The organism is Rhodococcus sp. D-46, assembly GCF_011290655.1.
In the GTDB taxonomy this organism is placed as follows: domain Bacteria; phylum Actinomycetota; class Actinomycetes; order Mycobacteriales; family Mycobacteriaceae; genus Rhodococcus_F; species Rhodococcus_F qingshengii.
In genome coordinates, this window is sequence record NZ_JAANTF010000004.1 from 513,161 (window position 1) to 536,349 (window position 23,189).

A 23,189-nucleotide genomic window follows, 5' to 3' on the forward strand; every position below is an offset into this window, starting at 1 on the left:
CGATGACAAGTGCCGGAAGATGGTCTCTCGCTGCGCTCGTGGTCGTCGCGGCTCTCGTCGTGGCGATCTGGCCGCGCGGAGGAGACGACACGACGCCCACCTCGACGGGCCCGTCCTCGTCCGCGTATCAGCCGCCGACGTTCACTCCGTCGTCGGAATCGCTCGATCAACTCCGTAGCCAGGCGGCTCTGGCCTCCTGCCCGACTCCGACCGGCGAAGCGCCTGCCGGCTCGGCTCTCGCCGGAATCACCCTCGACTGCGTCTCCGACGGAGCGCCCGTCGACCTTGCCGCAGCGGTGGGCGGAAAGCCGACTCTGCTCAATCTGTGGGCGTACTGGTGCGCGCCATGCGCCGAAGAGCTTCCGTACCTTCAGGAATTCGCGGAGCGCGCCGACGGCAGCATCAACGTGCTGACCGTGCATTCGGATCCGAATCAGGAGAACGCTTTGACGCGACTCATCGACTACTCGGTGCGTTTGCCCGGCGTCCAGGACGGTGACGGCAAGGTACGGATCGCAGTGGGCGCACCGCCGGTGCTGCCGGTGTCGGTGCTCGTGCGCGCGGATGGAACAGTCGCCAAGGTCTTGCCCCAACCCTTCCGCAGTGCGGACGAGATCGCCGCCGCTGCGGCGCAATATCTGGGAGTCGTCGTATGAGTACACCGGTTCCCGAGTGGTTGCGCGCTGTCGCCAGCACCCAGCCCACCGATCCCCATCGGATCAACCCAGTCCTCGAGCGTCGCGCGCCGCGCGGCACCGTGACGCGTCCGGCCGCGGTGCTCGTGCTCTTCGGCGGACCGCGTGAGGCCGACCCTCTCGCCGTCGGCGGCTTGCCGGAGGGCGCAGACGTCCTGCTGACCCAACGGGCGTCGACGATGCGTCAGCACAGCGGACAGGTCGCATTCCCGGGCGGCGCCGCCGACCCGGGCGACGACGGCCCCGTCGGCACCGCGCTGCGTGAAGCTCAGGAAGAGACCGGGCTCGATCCGAGCGGAGTTCAGCCGCTCACCGTGCTGCCGGAGATCTTCATCCCGCCGTCGGGTTTCGACGTGACGCCGGTGCTCGGCTACTGGGAGCAGCCGACGACGGTGGGCATTCAGGACGAGGGCGAGGTCGGACGGGTGGCCAGGGTGCCGCTGCGCACGTTGCTCGACCCAGACAACCGGTTTCAGGTTCGACATCCCCTCGGGTACCAGGGCCCGGCGTTCCGCGCCGACGGCATGCTGGTCTGGGGGTTCACAGCAGGAATCCTCGCGGCGCTGTTCACGGTGTCGGGCTGGGAGATTCCGTGGAACTACGAGGACGTGAGAGACCTGGACACAGCGCTGTCCGAGTTCGGTGAAGGTGTCGAGGATTCGGCGGTGCCGCGATGACAGGTTCTCGTTGGGTGGACATCGCCATCGTTCTGGTCGCCCTCATCGCGGCCACGTCCGGATGGCGTCAGGGAGCGGTGGCGTCGGCGCTGGCGTTCGTCGGCGTGATCCTCGGTGCCGTCGCCGGGATTCTGTTGGCGCCGCACCTGCTCGTGCACGTCACCGAAGGCAAGCTGCGAATCCTCGCGGGCATCTCGCTGATCGTCGTGTTGGTCATCATCGGCGAGGTCGCCGGCATGGTGCTCGGACGCGCGGCGCGCAGCGGAATGCACAGTCCGACGGCGCGATCCGTCGACAGCGTCATCGGTGCGGGTCTACAGGCGGTGGCTGTCGTGGTCGCGGCGTGGTTGCTCGCGATTCCGCTCACTTCCTCGTCGCAGCCGAACATTGCCGCCGCTGTTCGTGGTTCGGACGTTCTCGCCAGCGTGGACGAAGTGGCGCCGCAGTGGCTGCGCCGCATCCCGACCGAGTTCTCGGCGCTGCTCGACACCTCCGGCCTGCCTGACGTCATCGGCCCGTTCGGGCGCACGCCCATCACCGAGGTCGAAGCACCCGACGCGAGCGTTCTCGCCAGTCCGTTGGCGGCGCAGTTGCGTCCGAGTGTTCTCCGCATCAACGGCGTCGCACCGAGTTGCCAGCGCGCGCTCGAGGGATCCGGATTTATCGTCGCCCCCGAACGCGTCATGACCAACGCCCACGTGGTTGCCGGAACCGAGAGCATCACCGTGGACACCATGGAAGGCGCACTGCCCGCGCAGGTGGTTCTCTTCGACTCCGCCGTGGACATCGCGATTCTGGCGGTTCCCGGATTGGACGCGCCGGTGCTGCCGTTCGCTCCGGAGCAGGCTCGGACCGGTGACAACGCGTTGGTGCTCGGTTACCCCGGCGGTGGTCCGTACACGGCCAGCGCAGCCCGCGTTCGTGAGGTCCTCAACCTGAACGGGCCGGACATCTACAAGGCCGGAACCACCCAGCGTGAGGTCTACACCGTCCGCGGATCCATCCGGCAGGGCAACTCGGGTGGACCGATGGTCGACGATCAGGGGCGGGTCCTCGGCGTCGTGTTCGGCGCTGCCGTCGACGACAGTGACACCGGATTCGTCCTCACCGCGCAGGAAGTCTCGCGCCAGTTGAACGCGGCTGCCTCGGCATCGACGCCCGTACCGACGGGCGCGTGCATCCTGTAGCGGTCACTTCTCCGTAAGGAGGAAGTCCCCGAGTTCGCGATTGACGCGCTCGGGGGCTTCCTGATGCGCGTAATGACCGACTCCGGCAATGGTGCGCAGTTTCTCGCCGGGAGCCCAGTGCTTGTCGCGACGCACGGTACGGGTGAGCACGTACGGGTCGAGTTCGCCGTGAATCTGGACGATCGGAATGCGAAGAACCTGATCCATCAAACGCATGAAACGTCGGCCCTCGGGGCGGAGCTGGCTGCGGAAGGCCCAACGCTGGTACTCCAACGTGGAATGCGCGACGCCCGGGATCCGGATCGCGGACCGCATCTTGCTCATGACGTCTGCGAATTCGGGTTGCTGCGGCCAGGTGGGGCCGGACCGCGAGCGAACCAGACGCTCCACTTCGGCGCCGTTGTCGGCCGTCAACCGACGTTCCGGGCGTAGCGGTACCTGGTAGGCCAGGAACGAGGGCAAAAGCGCGCGGCGCTGATAGGGGTCGCGGACGACTGCTTTCTTGAGCGCCATCGGGTGTGGAGACGAGATCAGCGCGATCGACCGCACCAGGCGTGGATGCAGGAGCGCGGTCGCCCAGCACACCAACCCGCCGTCGGCATGACCGATCAGCGTGGCCTTGCCGTAACCCATCGCACGAATGAGGCCGGCTACGTCACCGGCGAGCGTCCAACCGTCGTAGCCGCGAGGGGGCTTGTCGGAATCGCCGTACCCACGAAGGTCCATCGCGACGACGCGGAAGCCCTGCTCGGACAGTGCCGTCAATTGATGGCGCCAGGACCACCAGAAATCGGCGAATCCGTGCAGAAGCACCACCAACGGAGCATCCGGCTCCGCGTCGCCTACCTCGACGACGTGAAACCGGATGCCGTTGGCGTGAATGTCCCGGTGAATCCAGGGGCCGTCGAACCTGACGGTGGATGGATCTGGGGCTGCCACTTTCGATCAGACTCGCTACCGGCGCGCGTTGAAATCGACCGACGGCTTTGCGTCGTCATGGCTGCCGGGGATGACGTTCTTGGCCTGCTTGAGCGATTCGATCGTCTTCTCCGGAGCCCTCAACTTGCGCACGCGCAGATAACCGAGCAGCGCCAGAATCGCGGTGGTCACCACCATGATCAGGAAGACGATGAGGAACGCCAGCCAGCGCGGCACCCAGGTGTCGAGCATCTCGGCCAGGAAGAAAAAGAAGAAGAACGAGCTGAACAGCAGAACAGTGAAGGCCAGGATGAAGAAGACGCTGCCCTGCAGACCCTTCTTGACCTCGCCCGTCACCTCGGCCTTGGCAAGTTCGACCTCGGCGCGCACGAGGGTGGAGACCTGTGCGGTCGCGTCCTTGACGAGGGCCCCGATGGTGGCCTCGCCCGGCGTGCGGGCGTCCACATCGGTGAGAGGGATGGAAGAGACCGTGTTCGGTACTCCATCTCCGGTGAAGCGCTGGCTCTCTCCGTTGGTCAAGCTCACTTGTCGACCTCTCCAGGTAGTTCTCTCGCGTCCGTGGCAATGGCGGTGGAAGCGTCGTCTCGAGCCGCATGAACTCGTCCACGTCGCCACAGCAGCGCTGATCCGATCAGCGATGCCACCAACGATGTCACGAGAACTGCGGCCTTCGCTATCTCGGCCTCGCTACCATCGCCGACCCCGTCCAATGCGAGGTCTGCTACAAGCAGGCTAACGGTGAACCCGATGCCACCGAGAACTGAGAGGGCAAACATGTCTCTCAATTCCAGTGTCTTGGGTTTGGTTGCTATCCCCAATTTGATCGCGAGCAGGGAAATTCCGAAGATTCCGACGGTTTTGCCGACCAGAAGACCGACGACGACCGATTGCCCGACTGGGTCGGTGAAAATGTCGCCGAGCACCGCCGCGTTGATCGGAACACCGGAGGCGAACAGTGCGAAGACGGGGACACAGAAGCCTGCGGAGTAAGGCTGAATACGGTGCTCGAGACGGCTACCGGGCGCGTACTCCTCGTCCGGATCGCGCCTCACCCGGGTGAGTAAGCCGAGCGCGACGCCCGCGAGTGTGGCGTGTATCCCCGCTTCGTGCATCGCGTACCAGGTCAGTAGTGCCAGCGGGACGTAGAGGAACGGCGTCGTGATGCGTTTGTGTTGGGCGTAGGCGTAGGCAGCCAGGGCTGCGGCCGCGGTCAGCAGCCACAACATCGCGAGGGAACCGGTGAACAGTACGGCGATGAGGATGATCGCGAGCAGATCGTCGACGACGGCCAGGCTGAGCAGGAAAACTCGGGCGCTCGCCGGGATCTTCGAGCCGGTCAGCGCGAGCACGCCGAGGGCAAAAGCGATGTCCGTCGCGACGGGAATGGCCCAGCCCTTGTCCATGCCGGGCGTGCCGAAGCCGATGGACGCCGCGATGATCGCGGGGACCAGGACGCCGCCGCACGCCGCGATGATCGGGAGCATCGCGGCTTTGCGGTCCGCGAGTTCGCCGACCACCAGTTCACGTTTGAGTTCGAGGCCGGCGACGAAGAAGAAGACGGCAAGCAGTCCGTCCTGCGCCCACGTGCCCAAGCTGAGGTCGAGATGGAGTGCGGACGGACCGATCTGGAAGTCACGTAGTGCGATGTAGCTCTCACCGAAAGGAGAGTTCACCCAGATCAGAGCGAGGGCGGCAGCGATCAGGAGGATCGATCCGCCCACCGTTTCGGTGCGGAGGTAGCGGGACAGTTCGGAACGCAGGGTGGAGATCACGCGTGGGGACGACCTTTGTTCGTGCAACCGAATTCGGATGCAACAGACATGAACGTGATCGACGTTGTGACGCATCGAATGCACGTGCCGACCAGACTTCCCGGCTCACCTTTACGGAATTTTATCGCGGATTGCCCGCTGAGCCGAATTCGCGAACCGAATTTGCGTCGGAAAACCCCGCGGGTGTTCAATTCCTACTGATTGGGACACTATCCCACCAATTGGACATCTTTCGTATAACGGCGCAGGAGCATGTTTTGAGCACGTCAGTCAGTGAGAATCCACCCAAGCCGGAGGGCGGCCACGCAGATACCGTCGCCGGAGTGCCGCGCAGCCGAATCGTGGTTGCCAGCATGGTGGGTACGTCCATCGAGTTCTACGACTTCTACATCTATGCAACAGCGGCAGTATCGGTGTTCCCGCACCTGTTCTTCCCGAAGGGCAACGACACCACCGCGCTTCTCGCGTCGTTGGCGACGTTCGGACTCGCGTTTGTCGCCCGTCCCCTCGGCTCGATTCTCTTCGGGCACTTCGGTGACCGCGTCGGACGCAAGGCAACTCTGGTCGGCTCGCTGCTGACGATGGGCATAGCGACCTTCCTCATCGGACTGCTGCCCACTTATCACCAGATCGGTCTACTGGCCCCGGCGCTGTTGGCGCTCATGCGTTTCTGCCAGGGCCTCGGACTCGGCGGCGAATGGTCGGGCGCGGCTCTGCTCGCAACCGAGACGGCCAAGGAAGGCAAGCGGGCCTGGGCGGCGATGTGGCCGCAACTCGGTGCGCCCATCGGCTTCTTCATGGCCAACGGACTGTTCCTGATCATCACGTTGTTCATGAACCACGACAATTCCAGCCCGGACCTCGAGGGTGCCTTCCTGAGTTGGGGATGGCGAATTCCGTTCCTGCTCAGCGCAATCATGGTGATGATCGGCCTGTACGTCCGGCTCAAGCTCGAAGAAACCCCGGTGTTCGCGCGTGCAGTCGAGCGCGGCGAGAAGGTCAAGACTCCGGTGGCCGAGGTGTTCAAGACCAGCTGGCGTCAGCTGATCGTCGGTACGTTCGTGATGCTCGCGACGTACACGCTGTTCTACATCATGACCACCTGGGTTCTCAGCCACGGAACCGGCAAGACGCCGGCCGACGGTGGAACCGGTGCGGGCTTCAAGTACACCGATTTCCTTGTCCTGCAGTTGATCGCAGTCGTGTTCTTCGCTGCCGCCGTGCCGGTCTCGGGTTGGCTCGCCGACCGTTACGGGCGTCGTATCACCTTGCTGATCATCACCGGTCTGATCATGGTGTTCGGCTTGACCTTCGGTGTCTTCCTCGAACCGGACGGAATGAACGACGGTCGCATGTTGGCGTTCCTCATCGTGGGCATGCTGCTCATGGGCCTGACCTTCGGCCCGATGAGTGCCGTTCTCCCGGAACTCTTCCCGACCAACGTCCGCTACACGGGCTCGGGAATCGCGTACAACACGGCCAGTATTCTGGGCGCAGCGGTGGCGCCGTTCATCGCCGTCTACCTCGCGAAGAACTACGGCGTCGGTTGGGTCGGCATCTATCTTCTCGTAGCGGCGACGCTGACTTTTGTCGCGCTGCTGGTCATGCGTGAGACGAAGGGTGAGTCGCTCGACGATGTAGGGGCATAACCCTGCTGTGCGCCTTTATTAACCCCCGGCGGTTAATAAAGGCGCACAGCAGTTGTCAGGGAAGCTGAGCAGGCAGGACGTGCTCACCGGTCTTGTCGGTGCTCAAGGCCAGGGAGCTGATGTACTGCTTCTCGCCGTTCGGGCCGGGCACGTTCGACGCGAGCATGTCGGGACGCTCGAATTCGATTCCGCTGACGCAGCACAGAAGCGTTTCACCGGAGGGGTTCCCGTACTCGTCGAACATCGGCAGATCGATGCCGTCGTCGGTGCGTCGTAGGTAGTACTTTCCCTTGGTGGCGACGGCCAGGATCGGCGGCATCACCAGTGCGATGACGATTGCGACGATCGGGGAGAACGGCTTGATCGCCGAACCGAAAGCACCGAAGAACACCAGGATCGAAATGCCCGCGGCCAGCAGCATCGACACGAAGCCGACGGGGTTGACGTCGTAGAGCATCCCGCGTCGGAACTCGGGGACTTTCGGGGAGAGCTTCAACCAGTACTTGTTGATCGCGATGTCCGAGGCGACGACCACGACCCAGGCGATACCGCAGTTGGCGTAGAACCCGAGGATCGTGTTGAGGAAGTCGAACATGTTGGCTTCCATCAAGATCAGTGCGATCGCCAGGTTGACCAGAACGAAGACCATGCGTCCGGGGTAGGTCTTGGTGACGCGGGTGTACGAGTTGGTCCAGGCCAGTGAGCCGGAGTACGCGTTGGTGACGTTGATCTTGATCTGGCTGATGACCACGAGGATCACGGCCAGCGTCATGGCCAGCCAGTGAGGCATCATGTCCTGGTAGATCTCGAGGAACTGGTGCACGGGCTGGTTGGCGATCGAGGATCCGTCGACGACGTTCGCGATGATGTACACGGCGAGGAACAGTCCGACGATCTGCTTGAACGCGCCGAAGATCACCCAGCCGGGGCCGGCGAGAATTACTGCAGCCCACCAACGGCGGGTGTTTTCCGGCGTCTTGGGCGGCATGAAGCGTAGGTAGTCGATCTGCTCGGCGATCTGTGCGATCAGCGACAAGCAGACACCCGCGGCCAGCATCACCGATCCGAAGTTGACGCCCTTGCCGTTTGCGCCGTCCTCACCGCCGAAGGCGAAGAACGCGCTCACCGAATCAGGGTGCTTGAACAGCAGATACAGGAACGGCAGCACCATCATGACGAGCCACAGAGGCGTCGTCCACACTTGGAGCTTTGCCAGAGCCTTCATTCCGTAGATGACCAGTGGAATGACCATCAGGGTCGAGACCGCGTAGCCGATCGAGAGTGGGATCCCGAGCCCCAGTTTCAAACCCTGGGCCATGATGGAACCTTCGAGCGCGAAGAAGATGAAGGTGAACGTCGCGAAGATGACGTTGGTGACCACCGAGCCGTAGTAGCCGAAACCGCTTCCGCGAGTGATCAAATCGAGGTCGATATTGTATCGCGCGGCATAGTAGGCAAGTGGGAAGCCGGTCGCCATGATGACGACGGCAAACACGGCGATGCCCAGCAATGCGTTACCGGTGCCGTACGAGATGCCGATGTTGGCGCCGATCGAGAAGTCTGCGAGATACGCGATTCCGCCGAGCGCGGAGGTCGCGACGACGCCGGTTCCCCATTTGCGGTAGCTGCGTGGCGCAAATCGGAGGGTGTAGTCCTCCAGAGTCTCCTTCAGTGCGGCATTCTCACCGAGATCTGCCCTGTCCGGTGCGCCGGCGGACACCTGCTCGTTCACTGCTGTCATGACGTCACTTCCCCTGGGTGCCTGTGCATGTGCACTTTGTGGTGCAGGCACCCAACCTAGGGAGGTGGCGTTACGCGGACATGTTTGAAATGTGTCGCCCACGTTGCGGATTCGATCCGCAACGTGAGCGAGCACTCATGGGACTTTCTTTACCTGTATCTGATCACCAACTGCCCGCGCCTGCAAGGCGAGTGGTTGCGTCCCGACCGGCCGAAGGTCGAGAACGGCGGCGGCCACCGGGTCGGCCAAAACGTTCCGGATGGTCCGGCGCAGGCCACGTGCTCCGTACACCGGGTCGAACCCGCGCCGTTGCAACAGGGCGACGGCGCTGTCCTCCACCTCGACGTCGATGCCTCTCCTGGCCAACCGAGTCGTGATCAGTTCGATCTCGAGACGGGTCACTTGTTCCGCGGTCTGTTCGTCGAACTCGTCGAGGATCACGGTTTCGTCGATGCGGTTGAAGAATTCGGGGTCGAAGAACTTCTCCAACGCGCGTTGCACCAGATGATGACCATGGCGCGGTCGATCGATCCGGACGCGATCGGCGAGCTGCCGCAGGTGAGAGCGCCGACGTTCTGCCACCGCAGCAGAGCCGAGATTCGAGGTCAGGAACACGTAGCTGTTGCGGAACGAGATCTTCTGCTGACCGTTCGCCAACCGGAGTTCGCCGTTGTCGAGGACCTGCAGGAGCGCACGCAGCACGGTGGGGTCGGCCTTCTCCACTTCGTCGAACAGGACGATTCCGGGGGTGTACGGATCGCCCTCGACGGTGTTCTTGTCGAACAGCGTGAAGGACTCCTTGCTACCGGCATATCCAGGTGGAGCCCCGGAGAATGACGCCGCATAATGCTCTTGCGCAAGAGCATTCATGTCGATGCGGCACAGATCATCGGGTCCTGACCGTAGTTCTGCGGCCACGCGCCGCACCAATTCCGTCTTTCCGACGCCGGTCGGGCCAACGAGAAGGATGTTTGCGAGCGGACGCGTCGGATCCGTGGCACCGACATGCGCGATCGAAATCGCACGAACCACTGCGTCGACGGCGGCCTGTTGTCCGACGATCTTGGAACTCAGGGCTTTCGAGAGCTTGCGAGCGTCGAAGGCCCCGACCGGTACGGGTTCGGTTCGTTCCTCGGCCGGCGGTGGTGCTGCTGCACTGTTCCGGTCATGGAGCATGTCGGTGATATAAGGCACAGTGAGATCCTTACGCTTCGATTGTCTTCTCGACCGGCAGGTTTCCGACGCGACAATCCGCTACACCCACTGTGTCTCGGGTGATGGCCTCGACGCGTTCCTGAGCCTTCTGGGCGTCGGTGACCCACAGCTTGTAGAACTCGAACGGGCAGTCCGCGACGCCCTTGTCTCCGTCACCTGCTGCGTGGACACCGGAGTAGCCGCGATGGAGGAGTTTGAAGATGTGGTTCTGGGACTGATCGTTCTCGCGTGCGTCGCGAATGGCTGAGACGGAAAGCTGCGCGTACTGGATTCCGTATTCTTCTTCGCCGGTTTCACCCAGCGTCCGGCCGTCGAATCCGATGATCGCGGAGTGTCCGAAGTAGGAGTAGACGCCGTCGAATCCGGCCGCATTGGCAACTGCCACATAACAATTGTTGGCCCAGGCCATTGCCTTGGACATCATTACCTGCTGGTCCTTGGCGGGGTACATGTATCCCTGGCAACGGACGATCAGTTCCGCACCCTTCATCGCGCAGTCGCGCCAGATCTCCGGGTAGTTGCCGTCGTCGCAGATGATGAGCGAGATCTTCAGCCCCTTCGGGCCTTCGGTGACATACGTCGTGTCTCCCGGGTACCACCCTTCGATGGGGCACCAGGGCAGGATCTTTCGGTACCTCTGAACGATCTCGCCCTTGTTGTCGATGAGGATCAACGTGTTGTACGGGGGCTTGTTCGGGTGGTCTTCGTGCTGTTCGCCGGTGATGGAGAAGATTCCCCACGTGTCGGCTTCGCGGCACGCTGCGGAGAAGATCGCGGTCTCGTCGCCCGGGATGGTGGCTGCTGTCGCGTACATCTCCTCTTCGTTGTACATGATTCCCTGCGTGGAGTATTCGGGGAAGACCACCAGATCCATTCCGGGGAGGCCGGTCTTCATGCCGATCATCATGTCGGCGATCTTGCGCGCGTTCTCGAGGACGCCGGCGCGATCGTGCAGGCGGGGCATCTTGTAGTTGACCACTGCTACGCCGACCGTGTCGTTGCTCGAGGAGATGTCACCGTGTCGCATTGTCTTTCACTCCTTGGTTGTGTCGATCAGTTGAAGACTGGACGGGATTGGGGTACTGCGGTTTTGGGTGCAGCGAGGATCTTGGCCAGGCCCAGGAGAACCAGAAGCGCTCCGGCCCAACCGGCCGCGACGGCGGGTGTGGTGTGGAAGTTGTCGGTCAGGATCAGAAATGCGGGGACCGTGCACGTGGGCTGGCTCAGGAGGACCGCTGCCCAGCCGGTGAAGCGACTGAGATTCTCGCGGCCGAGCCCGAGTACCAGGAAGAACAGCGTCCACAGCGCTGCCCATGCGAGCCAGATGACCCCGAAGACGGGGTCGTTGCTCACGGTGAAAGAGAGGAAGGAGTACACGAGCGCGGCGCACGCGACGAACAGCGAGAACCACCCGATTCCTTCCGGCTCGAAGCCGGCGAGATTGCTGATGCCCACGTAGAGATAGGTGAATCCGAACAGATAGAGCCCTGAGGCCGCCAGGACGGCACTCGAATCTCCCTGAGCCTGAATCAACATGACGGTGGGGACGACGCATTGAAGTGCGCCGACGAAGAGGTTGAGGACCGAGGCGGATCGAACGGGAACTGTGCCGAGCAGCATCAGTCCGTTGACGAAGAGGACGGCTCCCACGTAAAGCAAACCAACACTGCCCATCGGGCACCTCCGGTTACTTCGGGACGGTTACTGCGGAACGGGTTACTTTCAAATGAAATGATTCCAAATGAAACTAAGTGATGCGCGCCACAGAAGTCAAGAGGGAGATCTCAGGGAAAATCTCAGAGCGTTGCGATGATCGAGAAGTCGAGTCCGTCGGCGACGGCGAGCTGAATCTTCTGCCGTGCAACACGATCACGAAACTCGACGGTTCCGCGAGGCCCGTCGTACGCGGCACCCTCGACGACGGCGTCCAGGTCACGCGGATGAGTGCTGTCGGCGCGCCGCACCAGGGCCGAAAGGGTATGTATCCCTTCGTAACACGATTCGGCGGCATTGTTCAGCGCCGGAGCGTGCGCGCCGTGCAGTGCAACGTAGCGCCCGAGAAGATCCATGGAGTTGCCGTCGACCATCGAACGGAAGTACGCGGCGGAGGCAAACAGGTTGCGGGTTGCCCTCGGCCCGCTCGCGAGCAGCATGTTCTCTTCCATCAACGGGCTGAACCGGATCATCGACTCGTCGAGGCCGCGGCGGGCGAAGGCGCGGTTGAAATCGACGGCGTCCTGGCCGACGAGGAGCATGATCACGCCGTCGCAACCGGAGTTCGAGACGGTCTCGACCAGTTGTTTCATGTTGCCGCGCCCCAGGTCGACAAACGAACCGCCGACAAGGCTGAGATCGAGTTCGGTGGCGAATTGCCTCACGGCTCCGAGAGAGCTGTGCGGCCAGATGTAGTCGTCCCCGACGACAAACCACTTACGCGCTCCGACGTTGTCGCGCAGCCACTTCAGCGCCGGCGCGATCTGCTGCCGTGGTGTTTCGCCGGAGCAGTAGATGCCGGACCTGACCTCGCCGCCCTCGTAGAGCGAGGTGTACGAGTACGGAATGCGGTCCGCGACCACGGGTGCAAGAGCGTGGCGGACAGAGGAGATGTGCCAACCGCTGACGGCGTCGATGTCGCCTGCGTCGAGTAGTTGTCCCACGCTGGCGGCGACGACGCTCGGCGAAGCGCCGCCGTCGATCACTTCGATCTGGACTTCGCGTCCCAGCACGCCACCGGAGTTGTTGAGGTCGCGGGCGGCCAACTCGCTGATTGCTTCGCAGGAGGGGCCGAACAGTCCGGCCGGCCCCTGAAGGGGAACCACCATGCCCAGGCGCCACACCGCGCTACGCGCGCGTTCGAGCGCGCCGGTAGCGCTCATGCGTCGCCGCCGGAATCGGGAGTCAGCGGCCTGGCCTGGGTTACTATCATTTCATTTGAAAGTATTGCCCGAGAAGTGTGAACTGCGCAACAGCGGGGGAGCGATCAGTGGGAAAAAGTGACTCCGGAATTCTTGATGCGTCGCTGACGACTGCGCTGGTCCGAGCAGCTCGAATGGCCGCGGCAGCGGCGGAGAAGGCGCTGGCGGCAGAGAATCTCACTCTTGATCACTGGATGACGCTCGAAGCCCTGGCGTCGACCGAGGGGCTGACGATGGCTGAGCTGCGCGATCGAACGGGAACACCGGCTCCGACGCTGACGCGAGTTGCGGACAAGTTGGTCTCGCTGGCGCTTATCTACCGCGAGGTCGGTGAGGACGACCGTCGGAAGGTGCGCGTGTTTCTCTCCTCGCGCGGAAAGTCCTTGCACAAGAGGGTTGCCGCAGACATCCGCGTAGCCGAGGAGTCCTGGCTGACGTCGAAAGAGGAAGTGAAGTTGCGAGAGGGGCTTCGCCCCTGTGTGCCTTTCCGGTAGTGGGGACTACCAAAAAGGCGCACAGGGGCCGAAGGCCCTACTTGCCGCGGATGGCGTCGAATACCTTGGGATCGACCAGGGTCGAGGTGTCTCCGAGGTCGCGGCCTTCGGCGACGTCGCGCAGGAGGCGGCGCATGATCTTGCCGGACCGGGTCTTCGGCAGTTCCGGCACGATCGTGATCTGACGGGGCTTGGCGATGGGGCTGATGTCGGTGGAGACCTGAGCCTTGAGTTCGGCGATGAGGACGTCGCCGGTGTTCTCGACGCCTTCACGGAGGATGACGAACGCGACGATGCCCTGTCCGGTGGTCTCGTCGGCGGCACCGACGACGGCGGCTTCGGCGACTCCGTGATGGTTCACCAGTGCTGATTCCACTTCGGAGGTGGAGATGCGGTGACCGGAGACGTTCATGACGTCGTCGACGCGGCCGAGGACCCAGAGTGCGCCGTCGTCGTCGTACTTGGCGCCGTCACCGGCGAAGTACCAGCCTTCTTCGGCGTAGCGGGACCAGTAGGTGTCGCGGTAGCGGTCCATGTCGCCCCAGATGCCGCGCAGCATCGCCGGCCACGGCTCGTCGAGGACGAGGTAGCCGTTGCCGCCGGGGCCGAGGGGCTTGGCGTCGTCGTCGACGATCTTGGCGGAGATGCCGGGCAGTGGTGCCATGGCGGATCCGGGTTTGGTGGCGGTGATACCGGGGAGTGGGGAGATCATGATCGCGCCGGTCTCGGTCTGCCACCAGGTGTCGACGATGGGGGCTTTGTTGCCGCCGATGACCTCTCGGAACCAGCGCCACGCTTCGGGGTTGATGGGCTCGCCCACAGATCCGAGGAGGCGGATCGAGGACAGGTCGTGGGCGTCGGGGATCTCGCGGCCCCACTTCATGAACGTCCGCACGAGGGTGGGGGCGGTGTAGTAGATGGAGACGCCGTACTTCTCGATGATGTCGAAGTGGCGGTGCTCGTTCGGGGAGTTGGGGGTGCCTTCGTAGACGACCTGGGTGACGCCGTTCGAGAGGGGTCCGTAGACGATGTAGGAGTGTCCGGTGACCCAGCCGATGTCGGCGGTGCACCAGTAGACGTCTTGTCCCGCTTTGTGATCGAAGACGTTGTGGTGGGTGTACGAGGCCTGGGTGAGGTAGCCGCCGGAGGTGTGGATGATGCCCTTGGGCTTTCCGGTGGTGCCGGAGGTGTAGAGAATGAACAGGGGATGCTCGGCGTCGAAGGCCTGCGCCTCGTGCTCGGGTGAGGCCTGTGCGACGGTTTCGTGCCACCACAGGTCGCGGCCGTCGGTCCAGTCGACGTCGATGCCGGTCCGGTTGACCACCAACACGTTCTGGACGGATTCGGCGCCGGCGACGGATTCGTCGACCGCTGTTTTGATGGGTGCTGCTGCGCCGCGTCGCCACTGCCCGTCGACGGTGACGACGAGTTTGGCTTGGGCGTCGTCGATGCGTGAGCGTAGGGCGGTGGCGGAGAATCCGGCGAAGACGACCGAGTGAGTCAGGCCGAGGCGGGCGCAGGCGAGCATGGTGACGATCGCTTCGGGGATCATCGGCATGTAGATCGCGACGCGATCACCGGCGACGAGGCCGAGGTCGGTGAAAGTATTTGCGGCGCGGCTGACTTCGGCGAGGAGGTCGTTGTAGGTCAGGTCGCGGGAATCGCCTGGTTCGCCTTCGAAGTGGATGGCGATGCGGTCGCCGTTGCCGGCGAGGACGTGGCGGTCGACGCAGTTGTAGGCGACGTTGAGTTTTCCGCCGACGAACCACTTGGCGACGGGGGCGTCGGTCCAGTCGAGGACGTCGGTCCATTTCTCGTGCCAGTGAAGGCGCTCAGCCTGATTCGCCCAGAAAGCGAGGCGGTCGGTATCTGCAGCAGCCTGCAACTCCGGTCCCGCGTTGGCGGCCGCAGCGAACTCTGCGCTCGGCGGATATGCCTGGGGGACGTCTGTTTCGGCTGCGCTTGTCATGGCTGACGGCCTTCTTTCCACTTTGATCGACACTTTTCTGACTCCGTGTGAGGGTAGTCACAAGCTCGCGTAAACGCACCGTTGCATCACGTTGCAACCCGTTGTCCTGCGACGATCGGTCGAATTGATGCGACGGGTGGTCGCTTCCGCCGACGAGTGAATGGGCGCGGACAGATTTCCCTTGGAATTGCGGACAATGGGTGCGATGCGCGCCCCGCGTCGGATGTGTCTATTGTCAAACCATTATTCGACCACAACTCGAAGTCACGTTCACTTTCAGTTGTAGGCGACACGACGCCGGCAGTTACGGCTGTCGGCAGGCCGCGAGCATGCTCGGGGTCACTTAGATGTGGAAGGAATTCCTTTGCGTATCTCACGCATAGCGACGGGCGCGGTCGCGCTCGGAATGACGGCAGTGCTGATCACGGCATGTTCGTCCGGCGATTCGTCGGGCGGATCGTCCAGTGGCGTCGTCAACGCCTGGGCGGGCGAGCCTCAGAACCCGTTGATCCCCACGAACACGAGTGAGAACATGGGCGGCCGCGTCCTCGACTCGCTGTTCTCCGGTCTCGTTTCGTACACCGCAGACGGCGGTACGGAGAACGAGGTTGCCGAGTCCATCGAGAGCACCGACGGTCAGAACTTCACCGTCAAGCTCAAGGACGGTTGGACCTTCACGGACGGCACCCCCGTCACCGCGAAGTCGTTCGTCGACGCGTGGAACTACGGCGCCCTCTCCACCAACGCTCAGCTTCAGGCATCGTTCTTCGATCCGATCAAGGGCTACGACGAAGTTGCCGCCGAGGTTCCGACGGCACAGACCATGTCGGGTCTGAAGGTTGTGGACGACTCCACCTTCACCATCGAACTCAAGCAGCCCGAGTCGGCGTTCCCCGATCGCCTCGGCTTCACGGCGTACTACCCGCTGCCCGAGGTCGCGTTCAAGGACATGACCGCCTTCGGTGAGAACCCGATCGGCAACGGCCCGTACAAGCTCGACGGAACCGGCGCGTGGCAGCACAACGTCCGCATCGACACCGTCGTGAACCCGGACTACAACGGCAACCGTAAGCCGAAGAACGCCGGCGTCGACTTCATCATGTACAACAGCCTCGACACGGCGTACACCGATCTCCTGGCCAACAACGTCGACGTTCTCGACCAGGTTCCGCCGAGCGCCGTCACGACCTTCGAGTCGGACCTGCCCGGACGCACCGTCAACCAGCCGTCGGCAACCATCGAGACGTTCACGATCCCGGGTCGCCTGCCGCACTTCAGCGGCGAAGAGGGCATGCTCCGCCGTCAGGCGATCTCGATGGCGATCAACCGCGATCAGATCACCCAGCAGATCTTCAACAAGACCAGGACGCCTGCACTCGACTTCACCAGCCCCGCAATCAAGGGCTGGAACGACTCGCTGACCGGTAACAGCAACGTGAAGTTCGATCCCGAGGCGGCCAAGGCTGCTTGGGCCAAGGCCGACGCCATCGCACCGTGGTCCGGCAGCTTCGAGATCGCCTACAACTCCGACGGCGGACACCAGGAATGGGTCGATGCCACGGCGAACAGCATCCGCAACACCCTCGGTATCGACGCAAAGGGCAAGCAGTACGCCACCTTCGCTCAGATCCGCACCGAAGCCACCGACCGCACCATCCAGAGCTCTTTCCGCTCCGGTTGGCAGGGCGACTACCCGCAGCAGTACGGCTTCCTGGCGCAGAACTACCAGACCGGCGGCAGCTCCAACGACGGTGAGTACTCCAACCCCGAGTTCGACCGCCTCCTGCGCGAATCGGCCGGCCAGACCGATCAGGCGAAGGCTCAGGAACTGCTCGATCAGGCCCAGGAAGTCCTGCTCAAGGACCTGCCCGCAGTTCCGACGTGGTACCGCAACGCTGCCAGTGGATGGTCGGAGAACGTTTCCAACGTGACCATCAGCTGGAACGGTGTTCCGGTCTACGAAGACATCGAAAAGAACTGACGCGTAGAACGATCCGCATCTGAAACGTGAGTTCGGGGCGGCAGGCGCCCTGCCTGCCGTCCCGAACTCGTGTTCACACCGGACTGTCCGCTGACGTACACGATCATCGACAAGGAGGTGATCCGATGCTCTGGTACATCGGTCGCCGAGTGCTTCAAATGATCCCGGTTTTTCTCGGGGCCACTCTTCTGATCTACGCCATGGTCTTCCTGCTTCCCGGTGATCCGATTGCCGCGTTGGCGGGCGACAAGGCGCTCAGTCCGGCTGTGGCAGCACAGCTTCGGGAGCGCTACCACCTCGATCTCCCCTTCTATCAGCAGTACCTGCTGTACCTGAAGGGCATCTTCACGCTGGACTTCGGCACATCGTTCTCCGGACGACCTGTCAGTGAAGTTCTGGCACAGGCATTTCCGATCACGATGAAACTTGCCTTCATGGCACTGATCGTCGAGACCGTCTTCGGTGTCGGCTTCGGCCTCATCGCCGGCCTGCGTAAGGGCGGATTCTTCGACAGCACCGTCCTGCTGTTCAGCCTCGTTCTCATCGCCATCCCGATCTTCGTGATCGGCTTCCTGGCTCAGTTCTTCATCGGCGTCAAATGGGGCATCGTCCCGCCGACGGTCGGTGGCAACACCAGCTTCACCAATCTCCTGCTCCCCGCCCTGGTTCTGGGTTCGGTCTCGTTCGCCTACGTACTGCGACTGACCCGAACGTCCGTGGCGGAGAACCTGAGTGCCGACTACGTGCGCACTGCCACCGCCAAGGGACTTTCCCGTGGACGAGTGGTTCGCGTGCACGTGTTGCGCAACTCGCTGATCCCCGTGGTCACGTTCCTGGGCGCCGACCTCGCAACGTTGATGGGCGGCGCCATCGTCACCGAGGGCATCTTCAACATCAACGGCGTCGGCGGCACGATCTACCAGGCCGTGACCAGAGGTGAAGCGCCGACGGTGGTTTCGTTCGTCACCATTCTCATCGTGATCTACCTGATCGCAAATCTGCTCGTCGACCTCTTGTACGCCGCGCTCGATCCGAGGATCCGCTATGTCTGAGACCGTGAAGACCGGACGCGCAGTCCGGCAAAGTCATTTCGTGGCACCGCCCGAAGTTGCGGCACCGGGGGAGACGGACGCCGTCAAACTCGATCAGGCGCCGACCAGCATGTGGACCGATGCGTGGCGCGACCTACGCAAGCGCCCCCTGTTCATCATCTCGACGATCATCATCCTCGCGGTCATCGTCATCGCAGCGTTTCCGAGCTTGTTCACGAGCACCGATCCGCGGTTCTGCGACCTGACCTACAGCATGCAGGGGCCGACCTCAGGGCACTGGTTCGGTTTCGACCGCCAGGGCTGTGACGTGTACTCGCGCACCATCTACGGTGCTCGCGCATCCGTACTCGTGGGCGTCGGCGTCACGGCGTCGGTGCTGGTGATCGGCGTGATCTTCGGTGCGCTGTCCGGTTTCTACGGCGGATGGACCGATTCGATCCTCTCCCGTGTCGCCGACATCTTCTTCGGCATCCCGCTGATCCTGGCTGCCATCGTCCTGATGCAGCTGTTCACCGATCGCACCATCTGGACCGTCGTCGGCGTGCTGGCGCTCTTCGGCTGGCCGCAGATGGCAAGAATCGCTCGAGGCGCGGTGATCTCGGCGAAGAACAACGATTACGTCATGGCCTCGGAAGCGTTGGGTGTCTCGAAGCTCAAGACACTGATCCGCCACGTCATCCCGAACTCGTTGGCGCCCATCATCGTGGTCGCCACCATCTCGCTCGGTACGTACATCGTTGCCGAGGCGACGCTGTCCTTCCTCGGTATCGGTCTTCCGTCCACCGAGGTTTCGTGGGGCGGCGACATCAGCAACGCTCAGGTGACGCTGCGTCAGGGTTCGACCATTCTGTTCTACCCGGCAACGGCTTTGGCGATCACCGTTCTCGGATTCATCATGATGGGTGACGCTCTGCGCGACGCCCTCGATCCCAAGTCGCGGAAGCGGTGAGCACGATGACCACCAAGGAAACTCTCACCTCGGAGGAAACTCCGTTGCTCGAGATTCGTGATCTCGAGGTGTCTTTCCAGTCCAATTCCGGTCCGGTTCCGGCAGTTCGAGGCGTCAGCCTGACCGTGTATCCGGGTCAGACGGTCGCCATCGTGGGCGAATCGGGTTCCGGTAAGTCCACCACCGCCCACTCGATCATCAATCTGCTTCCCGGCACCGGCAAGGTGACGGCAGGCGAGATCATCTTCGACGGCAAGGACATCTCGAAGGTCTCGGAGAAGGACTTCGTCCACATCCGGGGCAGCCAGATCGGTTTGGTTCCGCAGGACCCGATGTCGAATCTGAATCCCGTGTGGAAAGTGGGCTTCCAGATCGAGGAAGCTCTGGCCGCCAACGGAATTGCCAAGGGCAAGGCAGCCAAGGTTAGGGCCGCCGAACTGCTCGAGGAGGCCGGCCTCGCCGAAGCCGAGAGTCGGTTGGGCCAGTACCCGCACGAGTTCTCGGGCGGTATGCGTCAGCGCGCACTGATCGCGATCGGGTTGTCCGCTCGTCCGAAACTCCTGATCGCGGACGAGCCGACGTCGGCGCTCGACGTCACCGTCCAGCGTCAGATCCTCGACCACCTCGACGGTCTGACTACGGAACTCGGCACCGCCGTTCTTCTCATCACTCACGATCTGGGCCTGGCCGCCGAGCGCGCCGAGCATCTGATCGTGATGAGCAAGGGTCGTATCGTCGAATCCGGTCCGGCACTGGAGATTCTGAAGCGCCCGCAGCATCCGTACACGCAGAAGCTGGTCGCGGCTGCGCCGTCGTTGGCGTCGAAGCGGCTCAGCTCGTCGGTGGCGCGCGCCGAGATTCGCGAACAGGCGGAAGAGGTCGCCGAAGCGGTCAAGGCCGAGGAAAGTGCGGCAGAGTCCTTCGGCAAGGTGACCGACGACGTTCTTGTCGTCGATCATCTGACCAAGGTGTTCAAGCTGCGCAAGGGTTTCCGCAAGACCACCGACTTCACAGCCGTGAACGACGTGTCCTTCAAGGTCCGCCGCGGAACCACGACTGCAATCGTCGGCGAATCGGGTTCCGGTAAGTCGACGGTCGCACAGATGGTCCTCGGTCTGCTCGAGCCCACTGCAGGCAACGTGGTCTTCGACGGTCAGGACGTGGCGAAACTCGGTGCGAAGGAAACATTTGCGTTCCGTCGACGAGTGCAGCCGATCTTCCAGAACCCCTACGGCACACTCGACCCGATGTACTCGATCTACCGCACGATCGAGGAGCCGCTGCGTACCCACAAGGTCGGGACCAAAGCCGAGCGTGAGGCTCGCGTCCGCGAACTTCTCGACAAGGTGGGTCTACCGCAGTCGGTCATGCGTCGGTTCCCGAACGAACTCTCCGGTGGACAGCGTCAGCGCGTCGCCATCGCGCGAGCACTGGCCTTGCAACCGGAGGTCGTGATCTGCGACGAGGCGGTCTCCGCTCTCGACGTGCTCGTGCAGGATCAGATCTTGACCCTGCTCAACGACCTGCAGGCAGAGTTCGGGTTGACGTACCTCTTCATCACGCACGACCTGGCCGTGGTTCGTCAGATCGCGGACAACGTGTTGGTGATGTCGCGTGGCTCGATCGTCGAATCGGCACCGATCGACGACGTGTTCGGTAATCCGCAACAGGACTACACCCGCAAGTTGCTCGACGCGATTCCCGGTGGGTCCATCAAGCTGGGAAGCTGACGCAACAGGTAGGTAGGCAAGTCCGCAGAGGGGCTGCAAGGGTACCGTCGTTGATCGTGACGGACCCCTTGCAGCCCCTCGTCGATCTTCCAGGCGTACGCGCCGCCGCCGATCATGCGCGCGACGCTCTGGGTGAGGTTCATCGGCACAAGACCAACCGTCGCGGTTGGCCCACCACTGCCGCCGAAGCCGCGGTTCGTGCCGCGCGCGCTTCCGCATCGCTCGCCGGTGGCACCACCGAATTGCCGACCGAGGGCATGGCCGGTGACCCGATTCTCGCGGGTGCTCTGCGCGTGGCTCAGGCTCTCGACGGCGACAGCCTTCCGCTCATGGAGTCGACGTGGAAGCGCGCCCCACTTCAGGCTCTGGCCCGGCTGCACCTGTTGGCCGCGGCGGATCTCGTCGAGGACGCGGATCAACTGGGGCGGCCACGGTCGGATCGCGGAGTGGGGGAGCGGTTGGACGCTCTCGCCCAACTCGTTACAGGCGGAACCAGTGCACCGGCACCTGTTCTGGCGGCCGTCGTTCACGGAGAACTCTTGGCGCTGAGCCCGTTCGGCACCGCTGACGGCATCGTCGCCCGCGCGGCCTCGCGTCTGGTTGCGGTCTCGTCGGGGCTGGATCCGCACAATCTCGGGGTCCCCGAGGTCAGTTGGCTTCGGCGGCCACAGGCGTACACGGACGGCGCGGCAGGGTTTGCTTCGGGAAATCCGGCCGGAGTCGGCAGCTGGGTGATTCTGTGCTGTGGTGCTCTCGAAGCCGGTGCGCGAGAGGCGACTTCGATTGCCGACGCCGCTACCGGATAGTCCGGCAAATTCCGCCTGTCGGAACATAACGAACGGGCGGCGCTGCCGATAAATCGACTTCGCCGCCCGTCAGCACGGACTACTCGTTACCAAGCGTGCTCGGTGGGTTGTGTGGGTGGCCTCGGCGAGGGATCGCGCTTTCTGAGGTCGTCCCCGCAACCTGTGCGGGGTCCTCGCTCAAATTGAACGAATCTCGCAGGCCCACAACGCTTCTGCCCTTATAGTGGCTTGTGCTCCGCGTGGGTGCCCTAGTGCCCGTGCTAGGAATTTCGGTTGGGGAAACGGTCCTTCTCTTCCGAGCCGTTCCTGGCCTTCCGTTCTTCCGTAACTCCTTTGTACCCTGTGTCCGGGCTCACAGCAAGTACCAATTTTTGTTTGTGGGCCTTGGATTTCAGCGTTTCCGGCGCAGTAGCCCGAAGGTCATGGCGCCGGCCACCAGAGCTGCGATTCCCACCGCAGCGGTAGTGGCCACCGTGGTCGTGGACTGGGCCGACAATCGGGCACGAAGTGAGACCGGATTCGAGAAAGTCAGTATGGGCCAACCGTTTACGGCTGCTTCCTTGCGCAACGCTCGATCGGGGTTGACTGCGGTCGGATGTCCGACAGCCTCGAGCATGGGTAAATCCGTCACCGAGTCGGAGTAGGCGTAACTGGCGGCGAGGTCGTAACCGTACTCCGCGGCGAGTTTTTCCATGGCTTCGACCTTGCCGGGGCCGTAGCAGTAGAAGTCCACCTCGCCGGTGTAGTGGCCGTCTTCCTCCCTCATCGACGTCGCGACGGAATGGGTGGCGCCGAGGGCGCGGGCGATCGGTGCGACGATCTCTTCACCCGAAGCAGACACGACGATGACGTCGTGTCCACGCAGCTTGTGATCTGCGATCAGATCGGCCGCCTCGGCGAAGACGAGTGGATCGACGATGTCGTGCAGAGTCTCCGCGACGACGGCCTTCACCTGTTCCACGTCCCAGCCCGCACACATCGCCGTCAGATGCTCGCGCATGCGCTCCATCTGATCGTGATCGGCGCCGGACAGTAGAAACAGGAATTGCGCATAGCTGCTCTTGAGAACCGAGCGTCGATTGATCAGACCCTGTGCGAAGAATGGCTTGCTGAACGCCAGGGTGCTCGACTTCGCGATGATCGTTTTGTCCAAATCGAAGAAAGCGGCTGTCCGCCCGGTATTCAGTCCGTTCGCAGGCTTGTCGGTCACAGGATTGAGGATAGTCCGACAGGCGGTTCGTGTGCTCTTCGGCAAGCGTCCTCTTTCGGCGAAAAACAGCAGTTCAGTGCAGCTCAGGCTTGCATTTCTCGCCGATGGCGGGTGTAAGATCGTTGCTGTTCGATTCGTTCGAACTAGTTCAGCCCGACCCCCCGGGGCTGAACTCAGACGGCCCCCGCCTCCTCCCCCCCATTGGCGG

General features: G+C 63.0%; 20 protein-coding genes. 10 read left to right on the top strand and 10 right to left on the bottom strand.

Features of this window, described 5'->3' with window-relative positions:
- Nucleotides 1-2: 2 nt before the first annotated feature.
- The 3 genes from G9U53_RS13130 to G9U53_RS13140 are packed head-to-tail and all read left to right on the top strand — an operon-like array spanning nucleotide 3 to nucleotide 2,559.
- On the top strand, nucleotides 3-656 hold the full coding sequence (locus G9U53_RS13130; protein ID WP_003943500.1) for a TlpA disulfide reductase family protein: 654 nt from the start codon (nucleotides 3-5) through the stop codon (nucleotides 654-656).
- Nucleotides 653-1,372: a CoA pyrophosphatase gene (locus G9U53_RS13135; RefSeq protein WP_007732411.1), complete on the top strand. Its 720-nt coding sequence runs from the start codon at nucleotides 653-655 to the stop codon at nucleotides 1,370-1,372. Before G9U53_RS13130 ends, G9U53_RS13135 begins: the two co-directional genes overlap by 4 nt.
- On the top strand, nucleotides 1,369-2,559 hold the full coding sequence (locus tag G9U53_RS13140; RefSeq protein WP_003946095.1) for a MarP family serine protease: 1,191 nt from the start codon (nucleotides 1,369-1,371) through the stop codon (nucleotides 2,557-2,559). Before G9U53_RS13135 ends, G9U53_RS13140 begins: the two co-directional genes overlap by 4 nt.
- 3 nt (nucleotides 2,560-2,562) lie before the next feature.
- On the opposite strand, the gene G9U53_RS13145 is transcribed toward G9U53_RS13140, so the two are convergent.
- Genes G9U53_RS13145 through nhaA form a run of 3 tightly spaced genes read right to left on the bottom strand, consistent with a single transcriptional unit; the run spans nucleotide 2,563 to nucleotide 5,270 of the window.
- Entirely contained in the window at nucleotides 2,563-3,498 is a 936-nt protein-coding gene (locus G9U53_RS13145; RefSeq protein WP_007732412.1) for an alpha/beta hydrolase, read from the bottom strand.
- Between the two features lie 15 nt (nucleotides 3,499-3,513).
- A complete protein-coding gene (locus G9U53_RS13150; RefSeq protein ID WP_007732413.1) occupies nucleotides 3,514-4,023 on the bottom strand; it encodes a phage holin family protein in 510 nt (169 codons plus the stop codon).
- Entirely contained in the window at nucleotides 4,020-5,270 is a 1,251-nt protein-coding gene (gene nhaA, locus G9U53_RS13155; RefSeq protein WP_039973295.1) for a Na+/H+ antiporter NhaA, read from the bottom strand. The genes G9U53_RS13150 and nhaA overlap by 4 nt, the downstream gene beginning before the upstream one ends.
- A 257-nt stretch (nucleotides 5,271-5,527) precedes the next feature.
- On the opposite strand from nhaA, the gene G9U53_RS13160 reads away from it, so the two are divergent.
- Nucleotides 5,528-6,919 (top strand): MFS transporter, encoded by a 1,392-nt coding sequence (locus G9U53_RS13160; RefSeq protein ID WP_165638761.1) that lies wholly within the window; start codon nucleotides 5,528-5,530, stop codon nucleotides 6,917-6,919.
- A gap of 55 nt (nucleotides 6,920-6,974) precedes the next feature.
- On the opposite strand, the gene G9U53_RS13165 is transcribed toward G9U53_RS13160, so the two are convergent.
- From G9U53_RS13165 to G9U53_RS13185, 5 genes are all read right to left on the bottom strand, one after another.
- Entirely contained in the window at nucleotides 6,975-8,660 is a 1,686-nt protein-coding gene (locus G9U53_RS13165) for a membrane protein (protein WP_047270014.1), read from the bottom strand.
- Between the two features lie 135 nt (nucleotides 8,661-8,795).
- Nucleotides 8,796-9,854: an AAA family ATPase gene (locus G9U53_RS13170; RefSeq protein ID WP_007732419.1), complete on the bottom strand. Its 1,059-nt coding sequence runs from the start codon at nucleotides 9,852-9,854 to the stop codon at nucleotides 8,796-8,798.
- A gap of 10 nt (nucleotides 9,855-9,864) precedes the next feature.
- The gene (locus G9U53_RS13175) at nucleotides 9,865-10,902 is read right to left on the bottom strand and encodes an aliphatic amidase (protein WP_003946093.1); all 1,038 of its coding nucleotides are present in this window, start codon (nucleotides 10,900-10,902) and stop codon (nucleotides 9,865-9,867) included.
- 26 nt (nucleotides 10,903-10,928) lie between these two features.
- The gene (locus G9U53_RS13180) at nucleotides 10,929-11,549 is read right to left on the bottom strand and encodes an AmiS/UreI family transporter (protein ID WP_003946099.1); all 621 of its coding nucleotides are present in this window, start codon (nucleotides 11,547-11,549) and stop codon (nucleotides 10,929-10,931) included.
- A 122-nt stretch (nucleotides 11,550-11,671) separates the two neighbouring features.
- A complete protein-coding gene (locus tag G9U53_RS13185; protein WP_075831971.1) occupies nucleotides 11,672-12,751 on the bottom strand; it encodes a substrate-binding domain-containing protein in 1,080 nt (359 codons plus the stop codon).
- Between the two features lie 107 nt (nucleotides 12,752-12,858).
- On the opposite strand from G9U53_RS13185, the gene G9U53_RS13190 reads away from it, so the two are divergent.
- Nucleotides 12,859-13,284 (top strand): MarR family transcriptional regulator, encoded by a 426-nt coding sequence (locus tag G9U53_RS13190; protein ID WP_042446697.1) that lies wholly within the window; start codon nucleotides 12,859-12,861, stop codon nucleotides 13,282-13,284.
- A 37-nt stretch (nucleotides 13,285-13,321) separates the two neighbouring features.
- Here the strand turns inward: G9U53_RS13190 and acs are convergent, their stop codons facing one another.
- A complete protein-coding gene (gene acs, locus G9U53_RS13195; RefSeq protein ID WP_050655293.1) occupies nucleotides 13,322-15,253 on the bottom strand; it encodes an acetate--CoA ligase in 1,932 nt (643 codons plus the stop codon).
- A gap of 364 nt (nucleotides 15,254-15,617) precedes the next feature.
- Here acs and G9U53_RS13200 point away from each other — a divergent pair, with 364 nt between their 5' ends.
- From G9U53_RS13200 to G9U53_RS13220, 5 genes are all read left to right on the top strand, one after another.
- Nucleotides 15,618-17,234, top strand: a complete 1,617-nt coding sequence (locus tag G9U53_RS13200; RefSeq protein WP_007732431.1) for an ABC transporter substrate-binding protein — start codon at nucleotides 15,618-15,620, stop codon at nucleotides 17,232-17,234.
- Nucleotides 17,235-17,359: 125 nt separating this feature from the next.
- Complete coding sequence (locus tag G9U53_RS13205) at nucleotides 17,360-18,286, top strand: ABC transporter permease (RefSeq protein ID WP_007732434.1); 927 nt, start codon at nucleotides 17,360-17,362, stop codon at nucleotides 18,284-18,286.
- Nucleotides 18,279-19,235, top strand: coding sequence for an ABC transporter permease (locus tag G9U53_RS13210; protein WP_019746638.1), 957 nt, complete (start codon nucleotides 18,279-18,281; stop codon nucleotides 19,233-19,235). The genes G9U53_RS13205 and G9U53_RS13210 overlap by 8 nt, the downstream gene beginning before the upstream one ends.
- 5 nt (nucleotides 19,236-19,240) lie before the next feature.
- Nucleotides 19,241-20,965: an ABC transporter ATP-binding protein gene (locus G9U53_RS13215; RefSeq protein ID WP_143173114.1), complete on the top strand. Its 1,725-nt coding sequence runs from the start codon at nucleotides 19,241-19,243 to the stop codon at nucleotides 20,963-20,965.
- A gap of 56 nt (nucleotides 20,966-21,021) precedes the next feature.
- The gene (locus G9U53_RS13220; RefSeq protein WP_003946100.1) at nucleotides 21,022-21,771 is read left to right on the top strand and encodes a hypothetical protein; all 750 of its coding nucleotides are present in this window, start codon (nucleotides 21,022-21,024) and stop codon (nucleotides 21,769-21,771) included.
- 391 nt (nucleotides 21,772-22,162) lie between these two features.
- Here G9U53_RS13220 and G9U53_RS13225 read toward each other — a convergent pair whose 3' ends face one another.
- Nucleotides 22,163-22,981, bottom strand: coding sequence for an HAD-IB family hydrolase (locus G9U53_RS13225; RefSeq protein WP_003946123.1), 819 nt, complete (start codon nucleotides 22,979-22,981; stop codon nucleotides 22,163-22,165).
- Nucleotides 22,982-23,189 lie beyond the last annotated feature (208 nt).

Excerpts from the sequence above, each read along its gene's own strand:
- G9U53_RS13130 (WP_003943500.1), top strand. The coding sequence starts at position 3 with ATGACAAGTGCCGGAAGATGGTCTCTCGCTGCGCTCGTGGTCGTCGCG.
- G9U53_RS13135 (WP_007732411.1), top strand. The coding sequence starts at position 653 with ATGAGTACACCGGTTCCCGAGTGGTTGCGCGCTGTCGCCAGCACCCAG.
- G9U53_RS13140 (WP_003946095.1), top strand. The coding sequence starts at position 1,369 with ATGACAGGTTCTCGTTGGGTGGACATCGCCATCGTTCTGGTCGCCCTC.
- G9U53_RS13165 (WP_047270014.1), bottom strand. The coding sequence starts at position 8,660 with ATGACAGCAGTGAACGAGCAGGTGTCCGCCGGCGCACCGGACAGGGCA.
- G9U53_RS13175 (WP_003946093.1), bottom strand. The coding sequence starts at position 10,902 with ATGCGACACGGTGACATCTCCTCGAGCAACGACACGGTCGGCGTAGCA.
- G9U53_RS13180 (WP_003946099.1), bottom strand. The coding sequence starts at position 11,549 with ATGGGCAGTGTTGGTTTGCTTTACGTGGGAGCCGTCCTCTTCGTCAAC.
- G9U53_RS13185 (WP_075831971.1), bottom strand. The coding sequence starts at position 12,751 with ATGAGCGCTACCGGCGCGCTCGAACGCGCGCGTAGCGCGGTGTGGCGC.
- acs (WP_050655293.1), bottom strand. The coding sequence starts at position 15,253 with ATGACAAGCGCAGCCGAAACAGACGTCCCCCAGGCATATCCGCCGAGC.
- G9U53_RS13205 (WP_007732434.1), top strand. The coding sequence starts at position 17,360 with ATGCTCTGGTACATCGGTCGCCGAGTGCTTCAAATGATCCCGGTTTTT.
- G9U53_RS13210 (WP_019746638.1), top strand. The coding sequence starts at position 18,279 with ATGTCTGAGACCGTGAAGACCGGACGCGCAGTCCGGCAAAGTCATTTC.
- G9U53_RS13215 (WP_143173114.1), top strand. The coding sequence starts at position 19,241 with ATGACCACCAAGGAAACTCTCACCTCGGAGGAAACTCCGTTGCTCGAG.